The sequence below is a fragment of the Niveispirillum sp. FG148 genome (assembly GCF_057809655.1).
On sequence record NZ_JBMDKJ010000037.1, the window covers coordinates 24008 to 41662 of the forward strand.

A 17655-nucleotide genomic window follows, 5' to 3' on the forward strand; every position below is an offset into this window, starting at 1 on the left:
CCATTGCTTTACAAGCGACTGCGGCTTTCTTTTCGAATCCGTGTCTGTTTCGATACCCCGTCAACCAGGGAGACCGCCCCCCGTGCCCGTGGCCGACTCGACCGTGCTGGGTCTGACCGCCGTCATCGTCGCGGTGACGGACGAGGTGCCGCGCGTGCTGGTCGTGCGGCGCATGACCCACAATCTGGCGGCCCCCGAACAGCGCGACCCGACGGCGGCGCTCGACGCGCTGCCCTTCGGCCCGTTCGCGGCCGAACGCGACCGCACCCTGGAACAGGGTCTGCGCCGCTGGGTGGAAGAACAGACGGGCCTGCCGCTGCGCTATGTCGAACAGCTTTACACCTTCGGCGACAAGTATCGCGACCCGCGCGAGCTGGAGGGCGGGGCCCGCGTCGTCTCCGTCGGCTATATGGCGCTGGTACGCGAGGCGCCGCTGTCGGGCAGCGGGGCCGCCGAATGGCACGACTGGTACGATTACTTCCCGTGGGAGGATTGGCGCGACGGCAAGCCCGACATCCTGACCCGCACCATCATGCCGGCTTTGTCGCGCTGGATCGCGGCGGCACCCGATGCCGCCATCGCCGCCGCCCGTGCCGAACGTGTCTCCACCACGTTTGCGGAGGAGGAGTTGTGGGATACGGAGCGGGTGCTGGAGCGCTATGAACTGCTCTACAGCGCCGGGCTGGTGGAAGAAGCGCGGCGTGACCGCGCCATCCGACAGCGACTGGGCCTCAGCCTGGATAATGGCCATCTGGACGATCCCGATCTGGCCGCGCAGATGGGCACGCCCATGGCCCAGGATAATCGCCGCATCCTGGCGGTGGCGCTGGGAAGGCTACGGGGCAAGCTGAAATACCGGCCCTTGGTGTTCGACCTGCTGCCCCAGCAATTCACCCTGTTCCGCCTGCAACGCACCGTGGAGGCGCTGTCGGGCGTGCAGTTGCACAAGCAGAATTTCCGCCGCCTGGTCCTGGCCGGGGGCCTTGTGGAAGCCACGGGCACGCAGGAGGCCCGCACGGGCGGCCGCCCCGCCGAACTGCACCGCTTCCGCCGCGACGTGCTGCGCGAACGGGTGGCGGCGGGGATCGGCCTGCCGCAGGTGCGGATGGTGGATTGAGAGCCATGATCGAAACCGACCGCCTGATCCTGCGTCCCTGGCGCGACAGCGACCTGGATGATTTCGCCGCCATCAATGCCGATCCCGCCGTCAACCAATGGCTGGGCGGGCTGATCAATCGGGAGGCGACGGCGGCCATGATCGGCCGGCAGCAGGGCTATCAGGCGGCGCTGGGCTTCTGCTACTGGGCGGCGTGTCTGCGCAATGGGGGCACGCTGATCGGCATGATCGGGCTGCAACCCACCCGGTTCGAGGCGCATTTCACCCCCACCGTCGATCTGGGCTGGCGCCTGGGGCCGCAATGGCAGGGGCAGGGACTGGCAACCGAAGGGGCGCAGGCGGCGCTGGATTTCGGGCTGAACGTGGCGAAGCTGCCGGACATTGTGGCCATCACCACTATCGGCAACCGCGCCAGCCGCGCCGTGATGGAACGGATCGGGCTGGTCTATGATGCCGACGGGGATTTCGACCATCCGTCCCTGGGCGAAGATCATCCGCTGCGCCGGCATGTACTGTACCGGCTGCCGGCGGCGGTTTAGGGATAAAACTCGAGCCGATTTCGTGACAAAGTACGGCATAAGGATTGAAAGTAAATCATAAAACGCATCTCTTGGCGCTGGTCAATTTCACTTGAGGCGGACATCGAGTCATGGGTGCCGGTAACAATGGTGAAAAAGAATGCCGATAATGCAATATTGACGCCCCAAGCGCCTTCGTCGATCATAAGGAGTATGAGATTCACGGGATATCGTGTTGGCATTGATGGAAAATGAACAAAATACCTTGGTTAATTTCATTGCCGAAGGGCCATCCCCGGGACAATGGAGGATGGTCCTTGTTGAGGAAGGGCCGTGGGGTACATCTATCGAAGCTGGTTTGCTTTGTCTGCAAGAGCGGCTGTACGGTTGTATAGATGCGGCTCTAGACGGGAAACTGGCGAGGGCTTTTCCTGCTACGAGTGGGAAAAAGATCGCTATCCAGGTCGACTGCTATAATCTGCCAGAAATTGAGGTGCGCCGTTTTTTTGAGTGCTTCACTGCGGGCGTATTCAGCATACCCGATTATCGCGAGGCCCTAAGGTCTTCAATACATGTGAAAGCAATTACGTTCTGCATTACATTCGACAACATACATTAATCAGGTCCAGTTTGCTGCAATTGTTGTGATGACGAGGGTGGATAAGGTTTCGGCCATGGTGATGTCGGAAACGCGGCGATCCAGGCGGCAGCCACCTTCCCCCCATAAACAACGCCCGACAGCGGGTCACCCCACTGCCGGGCGTCGATCCCCAGCCAGGTTCCAACGGGAACCCCAATTTCAACATCATGCAACCCGCCTGTCGCCAGCCGGTGAGAGAGCCCAATATCCCCGCGCATGTGCAGAAGGTGCTTTGCTATCCGCGTGCCAAGTGCAGGGGCGCTTCAACATCAAGGGGTTATGTGCCGCGCGCCCTACCAGCCCTGGGGGTTGCTGCCCATTTTTCCGGCAATGCCGACAAAATAAGCACCTCCGGGCGCTTCAGCGCAGTTTGGCCAGACACTCCACCTCCAGCAACGCCCCCATGGCCAGACCGCTGGCGCCGAAGGCGGAACGGGCGGGCAGGCGGTCGGGTTTGAAATAGGTGACGTAGATCTTGTTGAAATCGCCCCATTGTTTCATGTCGGCCATCATGACGGTGCATTTGAACACGTCATCCATGGTCAGGCCGCGTCGGGCCAAAGCGGCCTTGATATTGTCCATGGTCTGGCGGGCCTGTGCTTCCATCCCGTCCGGCAGCTTCAGATTGGCATCGGTACCGATCTGACCCGACAGGTAAAGGATGCCGTCTACCTCCGTCGCCTCCGAAAATGGCGCACCCGGGAAGGACTTGTGATAGCGGATATCATCCGATGCCATGGCCGGCAGGGACAGAAGCCCCGCCGTCAGCAGCATGATCGCGGCCTTGGTCTTCATCATCATCAACCCCAGGTATCGCGCGCGAAGCGCAGGAAATTCCGGCCCATGATCTTTTCGATCTGGCGCGGGGTCATCCCCCGGGCCGTCAGCAGGTCGGCCAGTTTCTGGAACTGTCCGGGCCCGCGCAGATCCATGATGAAGGGCGTGGTGGTGGCGCTTTCACCGGCCGCCGCGATGCCCAGGGCCACGCGCCGGGCGTTCTCCTTGCGCAGTTCCTCCATATAGGCGTCCATGTCGTCATAGGAGGTGACGCCCCCGTCGGTGCCGATGCCGATATGGTCTTCGCCCGCCACCTTCACGGCATGGACGATATGGTCGGCTACATCATTGGCCGTGGCGATACGGCCCTTGGCCAGGAAGGGCATGAAATAGATGCCGATGAAACCGCCCTTGTCGGCGATGCCGCGCATCTCCTCGTCCGTCTTGTTGCGGGCCAGGTCGGTGATGGCGCGGCAGCCCGTATGGTTGACCGACAGCGGCCGGGTCGCCGCCTTGATCGCATCCAGGCAGGTCTGGCGGTTGGAATGGGACAGGTCCACCATCACCCGGTTCTGTTCGATGCGGGCCATCACCTCCCGCCCGAAATCGGTCAGGCCCTGATCCTCCGGCATCAGGCTGCCGGACCCCAGATCGTTCTGGACATTATAGGTCAGCTGCATGACCCGCACGCCCATGTCGGCGAACAGGTCGACGCGCGACGCGTCTTTCCCGAACATGGTGGCGTTCTGGAAGCCCAGGATCATGCCGATCTGGCCGGCAGCCTTGGCCCGTTCCATATCGGCGGCCTTCAGCACCAGACGCAGTTCCTGCGCCTGGTTGCGGATCTGGGTCAGCGTTTCCGCCACCTCCCGCACGCTCATCTCGAACGGCTCGTCGGGGCCGGCAACATGGCCGATGGTGACATTGACGGCGTTCATGCCCGACTGGCGGGCATCGCCGATGGCGCGGCCGTCGATGCGCAGGCGTTCCTCGCGTGACGCCTTCTCAGCCGGCTTTGCATTCGGGTTCGACAGGCCGCCCAGCGCGTTGACCACCAGCATCTCGCGGATCGTCGTTGCGCCCTTCGGCCCGTCGATGGGGGCAGTAGCGGCCAGGGCGCGGCTGGCGGGCAGCAGGACCGCCCCCGCCAGCAGCAGGTGGCGGCGCGCGATGTCAGTCATCTTTGGGCATCTCCTCTGGCGTAATGGGGCGATAGGCACTGCGGTCCAGGCGGGCCCCCCGCTTCACAGTGAAGCGGATGCTGCGCAGATTGCCCAGATCGGCCAGCGGATCACCCGCCAGCACGATGAAATTGGCCGGCTTTCCAGGCTCAATGGAGCCCATGTCGGCGTCCTGCCCGATGACCCGGGCGCCGTCCAGCGTCGCGGCGCGGATGACCTCACCCGTTGACATGCCGGCGCGGGCATGCAGCAGGTCCAGTTCATCATAAAGGGCGGGCCAGGGGTGGCCGGCTGGCGGTACGCCATCTGTGCCCGTCACCACCGTCACCCCGGCCCGGCGCGCCTGCGCCGTCAGGGCGGCAGCCACGTCCAGCGGGCAATAGGGGCGGGGCTTCATGTCGGGATGGGCCGCCAGCCGCGCATCATATTCCTGATAGACGCGGAGCGTGGCGTCCAGGACGATGCCCTTTTCCGCCATGCTGCGGAACAGGGCTGTCATCTCCGGATTGTCGCCGCCCTTCAGCTTTTCCACTTCCACCAGCCGCCGGTCCTTATAGGTGGCGGGGCGCGGGTCGGACACCTGATAGGCCAGGTAGCAGGTGTGGGAGATGCTGTCGACGCCGGCCGCGACTACGGCATCGGGCGCGGTGGGGAACACCATGCCATGGGCCCAGACCCGCATGCCCTGCCGGTGCGCCTCTGCCGTGATGCGCTGCACGTCAACGGGGCGCAGATTGTCATACAGCTTGACGGCGATGGCCGATGTGCCGCGCGCCAGTGTCACGGCTTCGGCCAGATCGGTCCGGTCATCCACAGCCCGCATCCAGGGGACGCTGCCGGGCTTCACCCCTTCGGCTGCGGCGGCCGTGCGCGGATCATCGAAAAAATCCGGCCCGGCGAACAGGGCGGCGGCATAGATATCGGGGCCCGGCACCTCCCCCACCCGGCTTGCGCGGGCATATTCCATGACGGCGCGCAGATCGTCGGCCATGTCACGCACGGCCGTGATACCGCCGAACAGGTCGCGGCGCATCTGTGCCTCTGCCCGCACGCGATTGGGCGGTGTCGCCATATGCTGGTGGCTGTCGATCAGACCGGGCAGCAGGAAGGCCCCGCCCAGATCGACAATGCTGGCCCCGGCCCGGTGACCCGGCTCCAGCTTCGTCATCGCCATAACCGCGGCGATGCGGTCGCCATCGGTCAGCACGGCCATGTTCTTCTGTATCGGTCCACCGCGCCCGTCGATCAGGTTGACGCCGGTATAAAGGATGCGGGTGCCTTTCTCCGCCGGGGCGAAGGGGCGCGGCATGGCGTCCGGCGGCGCCGCGGCCAGGGCCGATGTCGACAGCAATGTCCCCAGCAGCAGCGCCCCGATCAGATCCTTGCCCGCAAATCTCATCTCATCCGATTCCTTGGTTCACGATGTTGGGGCAAGGCCGTTTCAGGACTCCAACGCCGGGTTCAGTTCCCGCCAGCCCCGCTTGCGCACGGAAGGCAGGAAGGTGGCGCTGACGGGCACCAGAAGACCCGATTCCAGGCGCAGGCCCCATTTGCGGCCGTCGCGCCGTTCCAGGCCGCGCACGGCCCGGCCCGCGACCCAATAGCCGCGATGCACCTGTTCGCCGTCCAGCGGGGTCAGTTCGGCCAGCGCGTCGCGCAGCCGGTACAGCACCAGCGGCTTGCGCCCGTCTGCCAGATACAGGCGCAGATAATGGTCCTCCGCCTCCACCGCCAGCACCTGGGCGGGGTCGGTGACCCCGGCGCGGGCCAGCAGGCCGCCGGTCGGCGTTTCCGGCGCCATGTCCGGGGAAGGGGCTGGCGCCTCCATCGCCGCGGGTGCTGGCGACGCCTCGACCACCTTATCCGCGTTGACCGGCGCTTCCTTCCCGCGCAGCCATCTCAGGGCAAAGATGCCGGCCATCATGGCCAGACCCATGCCGGCGGCACTGCTGTAGACCGGCCAATAGGGGACGCCGTTGCTGGACCCCACGGCGCGGTTGGCCAGCGCCACCTCCAGCGGCAGCGGCAGGTTGACGATGACGATCCCGCCCAGCGCCAGCAGCACCTGGGCGGCCGGGCTCCAGCCCAGCAACCGGGCGCCGAACCGGAACCACAGGGTCCAGGTCAGGGTATTGATCCCGATCAGCCCCAGCCAATAAGGCAGGCGCAGGGACAGCGGCAGGTTGATCGTGCCGAACGGTCCCGCGATCGCCACCGCGATCGACGCGGCAAGCCAGATCACCAGAAGACGGGACGGGCGGAAGGGAGCCGGCATGGATGGGGGAAAGGGCGGTTGTTGCAATGGTGCTGCACGATAATGGATGGCTTGCCGCCATACCATCTTAACCGTTCTGGCCATGGGGCCAATCTGTAACAGGGGTTTACGCCAACCCCCCGTTCCCGGCACACTCCGCCCCTCTTTTCAGATGGGTTGAAGACGGGAAGGGTCATGTGATGACGGGTGGGCGCTGGCAATTCTGGATCGACCGGGGTGGCACCTTCACCGACATCGTGGCCCGCCGACCCGACGGCACGCTGCTGACCCACAAGCTGCTGTCGGAGAATCCGGAGCGATACCGCGACGCCGCCGTGCAGGGCATCCGCGAGCTGCTGGGCGTGGCGCCGGGCGCGCCGGTGCCGGCCGACGCGGTGGAGGCTGTGCGCATGGGCACGACGGTGGCCACCAACGCGCTGTTGGAACGTAAAGGGGAAAAGACCCTGCTGGCCATCACCGATGGGCTGGGTGACCAGCTGCGCATCGGCTATCAGGCGCGGCCGAAGATCTTCGCAAGAAAGATCGAACTGCCCGAGCAGCTTTACAGCAGCGTGCTGGAGGTGCCGGAACGGGTCATGGCCGATGGCACCGTGCGCCGTCCGCTGGACCTGGACGCCGCCCGGCGGGGGTTGCAGGCGGCCTTTGATGCGGGCTATCGCGCCTGTGCCATCATCTTCATGCATGGCTATCGCTATCCCGCACACGAGGCCGCCGTGGCCGCTCTGGCCCGGCAGATCGGCTTCACCCAGGTCTCGGCCAGCCATCAGGTCAGCCCGCTGATGAAGCTGGTAGGCCGGGGCGATACCACGGTGGCCGATGCCTACCTGTCGCCCATCCTGCGCCGCTATGTGGCGCAGGTGGCCGATGCGCTGCCCGGCATCCCGCTTTACTTCATGCAGTCCAATGGTGGCCTGACGGAGGCCGGGCGGTTTCAGGGACGCGATGCCATCCTGTCGGGGCCGGCCGGCGGCATCGTCGGGGCCGTGCGCACGGCGGCGGCAGAAGGGTTCGACCGTATCATCGGCTTTGACATGGGTGGCACCAGCACCGACGTGTCGCACTATGCCGGCACCTATGAACGCAGCCTGGAAACCGTCGTGGCCGGCGTGCGCCTGCGCGTGCCCATGCTGCGCATTCACACGGTTGCGGCCGGCGGCGGGTCCATCTGCCGGTTCGACGGGGCGCGCCTGCGCGTCGGTCCGGAATCGGCCGGGTCCAATCCCGGCCCCGCCGCCTATCGCCGGGGCGGGCCGCTGACCGTCACCGACTGCAATGTCATGGTCGGCAAGCTGCATCCGGATTTCTTCCCCGCCGTGTTCGGCCCGAACGCTGACCAGAAGCTGGATGCCGATGTCGTGCGGGCGAAGTTCGCCGCGATGGCAGCAGAGGTATCGGCCGCCACGGGGCGGGCGATGACGGCCGAAGCCTTGGCCGAAGGCTTCCTGAAGATCGCCGTGGAGAATATGGCCAATGCCATCAAGCATATCTCTGTCCAGCGCGGCTATGACGTCACCCGCTATGCCCTGAACTGCTTTGGTGGCGCGGGCGGGCAGCATGCCTGTCTGGTGGCTGATGCGCTGGGCATGACCACCGTCTATCTGCACCCGTTCGCGGGCGTGCTGTCGGCCTATGGCATGGGGCTGGCCGATCTGGGCAGCTTGCGCGACCGGTCGGTGGAATTGACCCTGGGTCCGGACGCGCTGGGCGAACTGACCGATGTCCTGGCGGCCCTGGGCGGGGAGGCGGCGGCGGAACTGAAGGAACAGGGCGTGGCCGGCGATGCCATCCGTCTGATCCACACGGCCCGCATCAAGGTGGCGGGCACCGATGCCGCGCTGGAGGTGCCGTTCGGCACGGAAAGCCAGATGCGCGCCGCCTTTGCCGAGGCCCATCGCCAGCGTTTCGGCTTTGATGTACCCGACCGGCCGCTGGTGGTGGAAAGCCTGTCGGCCGAAGCCGTGGCGGCCAGCGGGGAGAAACTGGCCGACAGTCCGGTTGATGAACCGGCGGCCCGGCCGGCCCCCGCACCGCGCGCCCAGGTTCCCGTCTGGATGGGCGGGGAATGCCTGAAGGTCGCCGTGCATGACCGTGACGCCCTGGCCCCAGGTGTGACCATCGACGGCCCCGCCATCCTGACGGAGGCGACGGGCACCACCCTGGTCGAACCCGGCTGGCAGGCGCGGGTGACGGCGCGCGGCGGGCTGGTCCTGCGCCGGGTGGTGGCGCTGCCGGCGCGGGTGGCCGTGGGCACGGATGCCGACCCCATCATGCTGGAAGTGTTCAACAATCTGTTCATGTCCATCGCCGAGCAGATGGGCCTGGCGCTGGAGAACACGGCCCATTCCGTCAATATCAAGGAACGGCTGGATTTCTCCTGCGCCCTGTTCGATGCGGGCGGCAATCTGATCGCCAATGCCCCGCATATCCCTGTGCATCTAGGCTCCATGGGTGACAGCGTGCGCACCGTGATCGAGGCGCGGGCGGCGACCCTGCGCCCCGGCGATGCCGTCATGCTGAACAACCCCTATCGCGGCGGCACCCACCTGCCCGATGTGACGGTGGTGACGCCCGTGTTCGACAAGACCGGCACCGACATCCTGTTCTGGGTGGCCAGCCGGGGCCATCAGGCCGATATCGGTGGCATCACCCCCGGTTCCATGCCGCCCGACAGCACCCATATCGATCAGGAAGGCATCCTGATCGATAATTTCCTGCTTGTCCGCGACGGGGTGCTGCTGGAACGGGAAGTGGTCGACCTGTTGACCGCCGGCCCCTATCCCGCCCGCAATACGGCCCAGAATCTGGGCGATTTGCGCGCCCAGATCGCCGCCAATGCGCGGGGCCGGGACGAACTGTTGAAGATGGTCGATCTTTTCGGACTCGAAACAGTTCGCGCCTATATGGGCCATGTCCAGCGCAATGCCGAGGAACAGGTGCGCCGGGTCATCGGCGTGCTGAAGGATGGTCATTTCGATCTCGAAATGGACAGCGGCGCGCATGTGCGCGTGGCCGTCTCCATTGATCCGGTCGTCCGGTCGGCCAGGATCGACTTCACCGGCACGTCGGACCAGCAGAAGGGCAATTTCAATGCCCCGTCGGCCATCGTGCGCGCGGCCGTGCTCTATGTCTTCCGCACCCTGGTCGATGATGACATCCCGCTGAACGATGGCTGCCTGCAGCCGCTGGAGATCATCATCCCCGAAGGCAGCATGCTGAACCCCCGCTATCCGGCCGCCGTCGTGGCCGGCAATGTGGAGGTCAGCCAGGCCGTGACCAACGCGCTTTATGGTGCGCTGGGCGTGCTGGCGGCGGCCCAGGGCACCATGAACAATTTCACCTTCGGCAACGACACCTATCAATATTACGAGACGATCTGCGGCGGGTCGGGGGCGGGGCCCGGCTTTGACGGCACGGACGGGGTGCATACCCACATGACCAACAGCCGCCTGACCGATCCGGAAGTGCTGGAATGGCGCTTCCCGGTGCTGCTGGAAAGCTTCCGTCTGCGCCACGGGTCGGGCGGCGACGGCCAATGGCGGGGCGGGGAAGGTGTGGAACGCCGCATCCGCTTCCTGCAGCCGATGACGGCGGCCATCCTGTCCAACAATCGCCGCGTCCGGCCCTATGGGCTGGCGGGCGGCGGCGACGCAATGCCGGGGGCGGCCCGGGTGGAACGGGTGGATGGCCGCGTGGAGGTGCTGTCGGCCACGGCGATGGCGGAGATGGCGGCGGGCGATGTCTTCACCATCGAAACGCCGGGCGGCGGGGGATATGGTATACGCCTGTCTGCGCTGTGAAAAATCGTCTCGTCAGCAACAACCGGTCGTGAGAGCAAGGAAGCAGAGAAGTGCCTGGACCTGAACGGGCACCCGCGGGTCCTGGGGCGGTATCGCCCCGGGATCGTCCTTCGTGTCCAAGGAGACAGCTTCCATGACCACCACGCCTGCACCCACCCTGGCCGTAACCCTTGATGATGTGCGCGACGCCGCCCGGGCCCTGTCCGGGCACATCATGGATACGCCCTGTGTGCCGTCGCGCACCCTGTCGCAGCTGACGGGTGCCGATGTCTGGGTGAAGTTCGAGAATCTGCAATTTACCGCCAGCTTCAAGGAGCGTGGCGCGCTGAACAAGCTGCGCAAGCTGACGGAAGATGAACGCCGCCGCGGCGTCGTCGCCATGTCGGCCGGCAACCATGCCCAGGGTGTGGCCTATCATGCCGGCCGGCTGGGCATTCCCGCCACCATCGTCATGCCCGAAGGCACGCCCTTCACCAAGGTGGAGCGGACGGAGGAACATGGCGCCCGTGTCGTGCTGAAGGGTGCGGTCCTGGCCGAGGCCGCGGCAGAGGCCGAGCGTCTGTCGCGGGAGGAGGGGCTGGTCTTCGTCCATCCCTATGACGATCCCGACGTCATCGCCGGCCAGGGCACCATCGGCCTGGAAATCCTGCATGCCGCCCCGCATCTGGACACGCTGGTCGTGCCGGTGGGCGGCGGCGGCCTGATCAGCGGCATCGCCGTGGCGGCCAAGGCCGTGAACCCCGATATCCGCATCATCGGGGTGGAGGTCGAAGCCTATCCCGCTATGGCCCAGGCCCTGAAGGGGGAAGCGATCGAGGTCGGCGGCGACACCATCGCCGAGGGCATCGCCGTCAAGAATGTCGGCGCCCTGACCCTGGAAATCTGCCGCGCCCTGGTCGACCAGATCGTACTGGTGCCCGACGTGGCCGTGGAAGAGGCCGTGGCCCTGTTCCTCAATATCGAAAAGACGGTGGCCGAAGGGGCGGGGGCGGCCGGTCTGGCGGCATTGCTGACCCATCCGGAGCTGTTCCAGGGATCGAAGGTCGGTCTGGTTCTGTGCGGCGGCAATATCGACAGCCGTCTGCTGGCCCAGGTGATCATGCGCCAGCTGGTACGTGAAAGCCGGCTGATCGCCGTGCGCATCGCCATCCCGGACCGTCCCGGCGTGCTGGGCAAGATCACCAGCCTAGTGGGCGAGGCCGGCGGCAACATCATCGAAGCCTCCCACCAGCGCCTGTTCACCACGGCGACCGTGAAGGCCACCGACATCGACCTGACCATCGAATGCCGATCCAAGCGCCACGCCGAAAGGGTGGTTAACACCCTGCGCACCACGGGTGGGCTGAAGGTTCAGGTGCTGGCCGGTGGGGTGGAGTGATGTAAGAACCGTCCGTTGGGGCCCGCGAAGCCCCAACGGACATCTTGCTTACGATGTCGGGGTGCCGGCCGGGTTGGCCTTTACGGCGCGCAGGACGGCCCCCAGGAACTTCTCGATATTGGCGCGAATGGAACCCTCATTCGCCAAGCGTGCCCGTTCCGCTCCCACGAACGCCTCAGAAAACTTCGTGGTGAACGGCGCGACGATCCGTTCCTTGAAGACTGGGCTGTCGGACAGGACCGGATGCACATTATAGTCGATGGTGGAGGTCACCGACATGTCGATGCCGATGATGGGCTGATCAGTATCGATCAGTTGCACATCAACGACATAGGTGGCGGGCTTGCCCTTTGCCAGCAGACCGGCCGCTTCCAGCGACTGCTCCAGCGCCTGGCGGTAAAGATCCACCGTCGTAAATTCCCAGGACGCCCCCTTCTCCTTGGCGATGGAGACCTTGCCGACGCCGGTTGACTGGAACAATGGTGAGCCATGGACCAGACCGCGTGCTTCAGCGGGAGCGGAAGCCGTCATGGCTTCCGGACGTGAGGCGCAGGCGGCCAGGGGAAGGGCAAGACACACCACCGCCAGAATACGAAGCAGGTGCATGCTGGGCATCCTTTACTTGTTTCCGGTCGCGGGTGCGGCGGGGGTTGTGGCTGCACCTGCCGCATTGCCGGCGGCTTCGCCCGCGGCCACGGGTGTTGTCCCCTCCGGCACCATGGTGATGTTCACGGGCGAGGTGTATTTGTTGTCGGCACCCGTGGCGCTGTCGATGGCCCAGCCGATGCCACCGCCCAGAATGATATTGCCGAATGTATTCGCGGCGACGCCTGACTTGTTCATGAAGGTGGCCTGCGTAAAGCCCGTCTTCGTGCAGACAATTGTGATGTCATGCTTGGTCTTCTGGACCATGGCCGAACCAGGGGTTGGGTTGACGCGAGCAACCGCGATACCTTCACGCATCAAGGCGCAGTTTGCGCCATCCGGGTTCGTATTGACCAGAATTTCCTGGGTCGTGCCATCGGAAATAGTCGAGCATGCGGAAAGCAGCGCCACCGCTGCCAGGGGGGCGAGGATTTTCTTCAAGATTTTTCCTTTTTTGATTTTCGGAGTACAGATTTGGAATGAGGTGTGATCGTCATCACAGGTAATTTTTTATGTCAAATTTGCCGAGAATTTAAATATCAGTTATCAATAATCATCTTTATTTCTGCTGTATATGCGAATTTATTTGTATGTTTTCCCTGGTGTCTCCTCCGAATCGGCGAGCGTGCCGGTGGCATGGGGGATTTCAGGTTGATCTCGGATCGCCTGGTCGTCGCGTCAGGCGGCCGCCCGCACAATCTCCACACCCACCGCTTCGCATTCGGCAAACGCGTCCAGCTTTTCCAGGCGGATCAGGGCGAGGCGGGCGCGGCCATTGTCCAGGATGGCACCGGCCAGCCGTTCGGCCAGGCATTCCAGCAGGCCCGTATGGCCCGCCGTCACCAGGTCAGTCGCCATCGCCAGCAACTCCCCATGGGTCCAGGGGCGATGGTGGGCGGGGGGCAGCAGCAGCTCCAGATTCAGGCGCAGACGCTGCGGCACCTCATGCTCGAAATCATAGATGCCGATCAAGGTTGTCACCACATGGTCGCGGACGATCAGGCGCAGCTCGGCGCTCTCCCGCTGGGGGAGGTCGGCGGGGTGGCGGGGGGTCGCGCGTGGCATCAGGGCGTGCATGGCCCCCGTGCTGTAACATCGCGCCCGGCCCGTCGACAAGTCGTCCAGGGTGGGGTGCTGCAATGCGCCCTTCCGGGTGGAACACCCATCCCTTTGCGGCGCTGGCGGCCTTCGCGCTGAACGTTTACATTGCGCGTCGACGGAAGGTGGCATACGGGACCATGCAGTCATGCGGTACGAACAGGATGCGGCTCAACGGGCGACGGTATTGCGGCATCTGTCGCAATCGCTCGCCGGTGCGGTCAGCCTGTTTGAGAAGCAGGAAGGCGTGAAGCTGGCGACCTTCCCGGACTACAAGAAGGCGCGCGCCCGCTATCTTGAAATCCAGGCCTTGATCTTTACCATCACCGACAAGGCGGAGGAAGCACCCAATCGGGGCGTGCCAGGCGACCTGAAGGGCTGGCTGGTGCGCATGCGGTTGCGGGCCATCGCCAGTTTCACGCGCATGAGCCTTGCCTTCTTCCGCGACCCGCCCGACCTGCTGATCCACGCGCTGGGCGCCTATGACCTGCTGCAGGACGAGCGTTCAAGCCTGATGAGCCTGTTGAACGATTTCGACATGATGCTCATGGAAGCCGCACTGGACGACAAGACCTCCATGGAACTGGACAAGGTGCGTGGCCAGATGGAAGAGATCGTCCATCTGCTGGACGAACATCTGAAGGGCGCGCCGGCCGCTCTGCGCACCTTCGACTGACCGGTCTCCATCAGAGAGTCGACCCTGGTTCGGTCCCACCCCACCCACAACCCGGCCTGATCCCTTCGATGGCCAGATGGTCGCTGCCGTGTGCTTTAGCTGGCGGCCACGCGCATGTCCGGGTGCAGGAAGCGATTTTCGAAATCATGCGCGGGCAGGGGGCGGGAGATCAGGAAGCCCTGGATCGTCTGGCAATGCATGGAACATAGCCATTCGCGCTGCTGCTCGGTTTCCACCCCTTCCGCCACGATTTCCAGCCCCAGGCGCTGACCCAGTTCCAGGATCGTGGCCGGGATGGCGACATCCTGCGGTACGGTATGCATGAAGGCACGGTCGATCTTCAGCACGGTCAGGGGAATGCGCCGCAGATGCGACAGGGATGAATAACCTGTGCCGAAATCATCGATGGCCATGCCCACGCCGATCTCCCGCAGCACCCGCAGCATGGCGAAATCACCCGCCGCCTGGGTCATGGCCACGGTTTCGGTGATTTCCAGCGTCAGCAGATTGGCCGGCAGCGCCGCGCGGGCCAGGGCGGCGCGCACCCGGTTGGGGAATTCGGCATCGGTCAACTGGCGCGGGCTGACATTCACGGCCACGGGCAGGTCGCCATAGAGCTTGCGCCATTGCGAGGCCTGCCGGCAGGCCTCTGACAGGACCCATTCGCCAATGGGGCCGATCAGGCCCGTCTCCTCCGCCACCGGGATGAACTCACCGGGCGCGATATAGCCGTCCTCAGTCTTCCAGCGCAGCAGCGCCTCGGTCCCGCGCAGGGTCTGGCTGCGCGGATCGACCTTGGGCTGGTAGAACAGCTCGAACTCCCCGCGCAGCTCGGCGGCGCGCAGCCGTGCCTCCGTCCGCAGCCGGGCCATGGCCTGCTCCGACATTTCGGCGGAGAACATGCGCCAGCAGCCGGAACCAGCGGCCTTGGCCGCATACATGGCGACGTCGGCACAGCGCAGAATCTGGCGCGCGTCCCGCCCGTCGGCCGGCCACAGCGAGATGCCGATGGAAGCGCTGGGATGCAGCGAATGGCCGTCCAGGTCCAGGGGGCGGGCCAGGGCGGCCAGCACCCGGTCGGCCACCTGGATCGCCTCCTTCGGCTCGCCCACATCCTCCACCACCACCAGGAATTCGTCACCGCCCAGGCGTCCTACCGTGTCGGAATGGCGCAGCGTGTCGGCCAGCCGCCTTGCAATGCCCTGCAGCATCTTGTCGCCCAGGTCGTGGCCCAGGCTGTCATTGACATGCTTGAACCGGTCCAGGTCCAGGAACAGCACGGCCACGCCGCGCTTCGTCCGCTGCGCCCGGGCCAGCGCATGCTCCAGCCGCTCCAGCAGCAGCGCGCGGTTGGGCAGCTCCGTCAGCGGGTCGCGTGTGGCCAGCTGGCGCAGCTGCCCCTGGCTTTCATCCAGCTTGTCCAGCGTTTCGTTGATGCGCAGGGTCAGGCGGCCCAGCTCGTCTTCCTCATGCCCTGCCGGCAGGGCCAGGCGCGTATCGCGCGGATTGTCGGGATCGATGCCGACGACGGCCTGTTCCAGCTGGACCAGCGGCCGCGTCAGGAACCGGTGGAAGACCCAGGTCAGCAGCAGGCCCAGCAGGATGTTGCGGACCAGCCCGCCCAGCAGAGACGTGACGACAAAGGCGATATAGTCCGCCGAAACCTTGGCCATATCCAAGTCGATGCGCAGCAGCCCGATGGGTGGCTTGTCGCGCCCGTCCGGCAGGGGGCGGTACAGCATGCGGGTGCCATGCGCCAGATCGCCGAAAACCAGCCGGCCGATCACCCCGTCCCCCCCGCTCCGGTCAGCCTGGGACCGGTGTCTTGACCATAGCGGCTGGTCTTCTGAAATGCGGATGTCGATGCCGGCGATGGCGCCGATGGACAGGGCGGAATTGCCGATCTGCTGGGCCAGTGCTTCATCCACGTTCCACGCGGCGGCGGCGGCGCTGCCTTCCATCAGGTCCAGCATCTGTTCGATCAGATCGCTGGCCTTGCCGCGTTCGCGCCAGGTCGCCCAGGCGACTTCCAGCCCGCTCAACATCAGACCGATCAGGCATGCGGCCAGCACGGCCCGGGCCGCCTGCTTTGCCGCCAACGAACTGCCGAGCCTGTTCAGCATCGCCCTCCCCGGCGGTTTGTGTCTGGCTGCCGACAGGGTTCCCACCCTGGTCTTGATCCGGACCCGCGATATTCGGTCGCGGGGCATCATGCCTGAAAACGGGGAGCGATGCACAAGCAAATATTGGTGTCAGTGAAGGATAGACCAAGACCAGGGCGGGTTGCCGACCCGGCTTGTGCCAAAGAAAAAGGGCCGGCCCCATGGGGTCGACCCTTTTTGCGCCTTTAGGCTGTCATGACCTACAACCGGCCGGGGCCGGGATGGCCATATGACACACGTCAGGAGGCACTCTTCAGCTTGCGGAACTGCGCCCACATGTCGGACGGGTTCTTGTCCAGGTCGAAGGCGCGGGTCCGCTGGGGATCCAGGCCCTGGCGGCGGCATTCCAGCGCGAACATGTTCGTGTTGGCGGGGTCCAGGCCCAGGTCGCTGCAGGCCTTGTTGAAGGCGGACTGGAATTCGGCGCTGTGCATCTTGTCACCCTTACAGGTTACGTTTGTCACTTCGGGGGCCATCGGGCCGGGCCGGTGCGGGCAGAACCAGATGTCCTGGCTCTCCTCCCTCACGCATCGCAGCATCGCTGGCCATTGCGGCCGAATTGCGAAGCCTTTGATCCAAAACGATGGCATTTGCCGAACAAGAACAAATCATCGGGCAACTTGTTGCAACTGCGAACAACGCATGGCGGCCCTTCCGCGTTGCGGGACGGTGCCGCTGCGGTGGCGGCACGGGTGTGTGATCGACGTCGGGGCCGGGGAAGCCCGGACGTCGGCCCCTTGGCATGGACCGATTCGACACCCCCATCTGTTCACCTCCCAGTGTCGAGCCGCGACAAATTCGATGCCTGCCGGGCCCGGCGACCGGTCCGGCAGGGCTTTGATCGGGGGGATGAACGGTCCATATCCATATCAGTGGTGGAGAAAACGGATAGAAGAGACCGTTTCTTAACGATTTTCCGCCGTATGCTTTGACCGTGATCCGGTTTTCAGTCCATGCTGTCTCTTACGGTCCCACTGCTGGATGGGTGGTACCGGAGGGGGCGGAACAGCCCGGATGGGCAGGTGAAGGAACCGCCCGCCCACACTTTGGGATAAGCGCCGCAGCATACCTTGATATGCCTTGGGCTTGCCCCAATTGGGGATGACGATGTCAGACGTGACAGTCCCATGACGTGACATCCTTCGTGTGTTTCGTTGGTTGTAAGGTTCGTTAGTCGCTTTGGTGCCAACAGCTTGATTGCCGATTGACCCCAACCAGGGGAGTGCGCGGTGATGGGTGACGGTAGAGCCAGCAGGAACGGATCGGACCGGTCGGATCGACCGGGCGGAACCTTGCGGCCCACCGCCGGACATACCGGTGCCGCGCAACATGTGATTGTCGCAAAAGGCGCGGGGATGGCCCTTGCCTCTCCGCTGCACGCAGGGGCGGGA

At 65.0% G+C, this 17655-nt stretch carries 15 protein-coding genes; 6 read left to right on the forward strand and 9 right to left on the reverse strand.

Annotated elements, in window-relative coordinates:
* The first annotated feature begins 82 nt into the window (after nt 1-82).
* From ACODTW_RS25080 to ACODTW_RS25090, 3 genes are all read left to right on the forward strand, one after another.
* Nucleotides 83-1117, forward strand: coding sequence for an NUDIX hydrolase (locus ACODTW_RS25080; protein ID WP_488948873.1), 1035 nt, complete (start codon nt 83-85; stop codon nt 1115-1117).
* A gap of 5 nt (nt 1118-1122) precedes the next feature.
* Nucleotides 1123-1656 carry a GNAT family N-acetyltransferase gene (locus ACODTW_RS25085; protein ID WP_488948874.1) on the forward strand — a complete coding sequence of 178 codons (534 nt, stop codon included), beginning with the start codon at nt 1123-1125 and terminating at the stop codon, nt 1654-1656.
* Between the two features lie 214 nt (nt 1657-1870).
* Nucleotides 1871-2254 (forward strand): hypothetical protein, encoded by a 384-nt coding sequence (locus ACODTW_RS25090; RefSeq protein ID WP_488948875.1) that lies wholly within the window; start codon nt 1871-1873, stop codon nt 2252-2254.
* Nucleotides 2255-2635: 381 nt separating this feature from the next.
* On the opposite strand, the gene ACODTW_RS25095 is transcribed toward ACODTW_RS25090, so the two are convergent.
* From ACODTW_RS25095 to ACODTW_RS25110, 4 genes are read right to left on the reverse strand one after another with little or no spacing between them, the layout of a single operon-like run.
* On the reverse strand, nt 2636-3073 hold the full coding sequence (locus tag ACODTW_RS25095; protein ID WP_488948876.1) for a RidA family protein: 438 nt from the start codon (nt 3071-3073) through the stop codon (nt 2636-2638).
* Nucleotides 3074-3075: 2 nt separating this feature from the next.
* The gene (locus ACODTW_RS25100; protein WP_488948877.1) at nt 3076-4233 is read right to left on the reverse strand and encodes a dipeptidase; all 1158 of its coding nucleotides are present in this window, start codon (nt 4231-4233) and stop codon (nt 3076-3078) included.
* A complete protein-coding gene (locus ACODTW_RS25105) occupies nt 4226-5632 on the reverse strand; it encodes an amidohydrolase family protein (RefSeq protein WP_488948878.1) in 1407 nt (468 codons plus the stop codon). The genes ACODTW_RS25100 and ACODTW_RS25105 overlap by 8 nt, the downstream gene beginning before the upstream one ends.
* A gap of 42 nt (nt 5633-5674) precedes the next feature.
* On the reverse strand, nt 5675-6475 hold the full coding sequence (locus ACODTW_RS25110) for a LytTR family DNA-binding domain-containing protein (protein ID WP_488948879.1): 801 nt from the start codon (nt 6473-6475) through the stop codon (nt 5675-5677).
* 212 nt (nt 6476-6687) lie between these two features.
* On the opposite strand from ACODTW_RS25110, the gene ACODTW_RS25115 reads away from it, so the two are divergent.
* Nucleotides 6688-10305: a hydantoinase B/oxoprolinase family protein gene (locus ACODTW_RS25115; RefSeq protein ID WP_488948880.1), complete on the forward strand. Its 3618-nt coding sequence runs from the start codon at nt 6688-6690 to the stop codon at nt 10303-10305.
* Nucleotides 10306-10438: 133 nt separating this feature from the next.
* Nucleotides 10439-11683, forward strand: coding sequence for a threonine ammonia-lyase (locus ACODTW_RS25120; protein WP_488948881.1), 1245 nt, complete (start codon nt 10439-10441; stop codon nt 11681-11683).
* Nucleotides 11684-11731: 48 nt separating this feature from the next.
* Here the strand turns inward: ACODTW_RS25120 and ACODTW_RS25125 are convergent, their stop codons facing one another.
* The 3 genes from ACODTW_RS25125 to ACODTW_RS25135 form a co-directional block, all read right to left on the reverse strand.
* A complete protein-coding gene (locus ACODTW_RS25125; RefSeq protein ID WP_488948882.1) occupies nt 11732-12289 on the reverse strand; it encodes a hypothetical protein in 558 nt (185 codons plus the stop codon).
* Between the two features lie 12 nt (nt 12290-12301).
* A complete protein-coding gene (locus ACODTW_RS25130; RefSeq protein ID WP_488948883.1) occupies nt 12302-12769 on the reverse strand; it encodes a hypothetical protein in 468 nt (155 codons plus the stop codon).
* Nucleotides 12770-13006: 237 nt separating this feature from the next.
* The gene (locus tag ACODTW_RS25135) at nt 13007-13393 is read right to left on the reverse strand and encodes a dihydroneopterin aldolase (RefSeq protein ID WP_488948884.1); all 387 of its coding nucleotides are present in this window, start codon (nt 13391-13393) and stop codon (nt 13007-13009) included.
* Nucleotides 13394-13574: 181 nt separating this feature from the next.
* Here ACODTW_RS25135 and ACODTW_RS25140 point away from each other — a divergent pair, with 181 nt between their 5' ends.
* Nucleotides 13575-14102, forward strand: coding sequence for a hypothetical protein (locus ACODTW_RS25140; RefSeq protein WP_488948885.1), 528 nt, complete (start codon nt 13575-13577; stop codon nt 14100-14102).
* Nucleotides 14103-14197: 95 nt separating this feature from the next.
* On the opposite strand, the gene ACODTW_RS25145 is transcribed toward ACODTW_RS25140, so the two are convergent.
* On the reverse strand, nt 14198-16225 hold the full coding sequence (locus ACODTW_RS25145) for a putative bifunctional diguanylate cyclase/phosphodiesterase (RefSeq protein ID WP_488948886.1): 2028 nt from the start codon (nt 16223-16225) through the stop codon (nt 14198-14200).
* A 278-nt stretch (nt 16226-16503) separates the two neighbouring features.
* On the reverse strand, nt 16504-16698 hold the full coding sequence (locus tag ACODTW_RS25150; protein ID WP_488948887.1) for a hypothetical protein: 195 nt from the start codon (nt 16696-16698) through the stop codon (nt 16504-16506).
* Between the last annotated feature and the right edge of the window lie 957 nt (nt 16699-17655).

Bases quoted from the DNA above. Each gene is read 5' to 3' on its own strand.
- ACODTW_RS25135 (WP_488948884.1), bottom strand. From the start codon at position 13,393: ATGCCACGCGCGACCCCCCGCCACCCCGCCGACCTCCCCCAGCGGGAG.
- ACODTW_RS25105 (WP_488948878.1), bottom strand. From the start codon at position 5,632: ATGAGATTTGCGGGCAAGGATCTGATCGGGGCGCTGCTGCTGGGGACA.
- ACODTW_RS25095 (WP_488948876.1), bottom strand. From the start codon at position 3,073: ATGATGAAGACCAAGGCCGCGATCATGCTGCTGACGGCGGGGCTTCTG.
- ACODTW_RS25085 (WP_488948874.1), top strand. From the start codon at position 1,123: ATGATCGAAACCGACCGCCTGATCCTGCGTCCCTGGCGCGACAGCGAC.
- ACODTW_RS25150 (WP_488948887.1), bottom strand. From the start codon at position 16,698: ATGCACAGCGCCGAATTCCAGTCCGCCTTCAACAAGGCCTGCAGCGAC.
- ACODTW_RS25120 (WP_488948881.1), top strand. From the start codon at position 10,439: ATGACCACCACGCCTGCACCCACCCTGGCCGTAACCCTTGATGATGTG.
- ACODTW_RS25100 (WP_488948877.1), bottom strand. From the start codon at position 4,233: ATGACTGACATCGCGCGCCGCCACCTGCTGCTGGCGGGGGCGGTCCTG.
- ACODTW_RS25115 (WP_488948880.1), top strand. From the start codon at position 6,688: ATGACGGGTGGGCGCTGGCAATTCTGGATCGACCGGGGTGGCACCTTC.
- ACODTW_RS25140 (WP_488948885.1), top strand. From the start codon at position 13,575: ATGCGGTACGAACAGGATGCGGCTCAACGGGCGACGGTATTGCGGCAT.
- ACODTW_RS25125 (WP_488948882.1), bottom strand. From the start codon at position 12,289: ATGCACCTGCTTCGTATTCTGGCGGTGGTGTGTCTTGCCCTTCCCCTG.
- ACODTW_RS25145 (WP_488948886.1), bottom strand. From the start codon at position 16,225: ATGCTGAACAGGCTCGGCAGTTCGTTGGCGGCAAAGCAGGCGGCCCGG.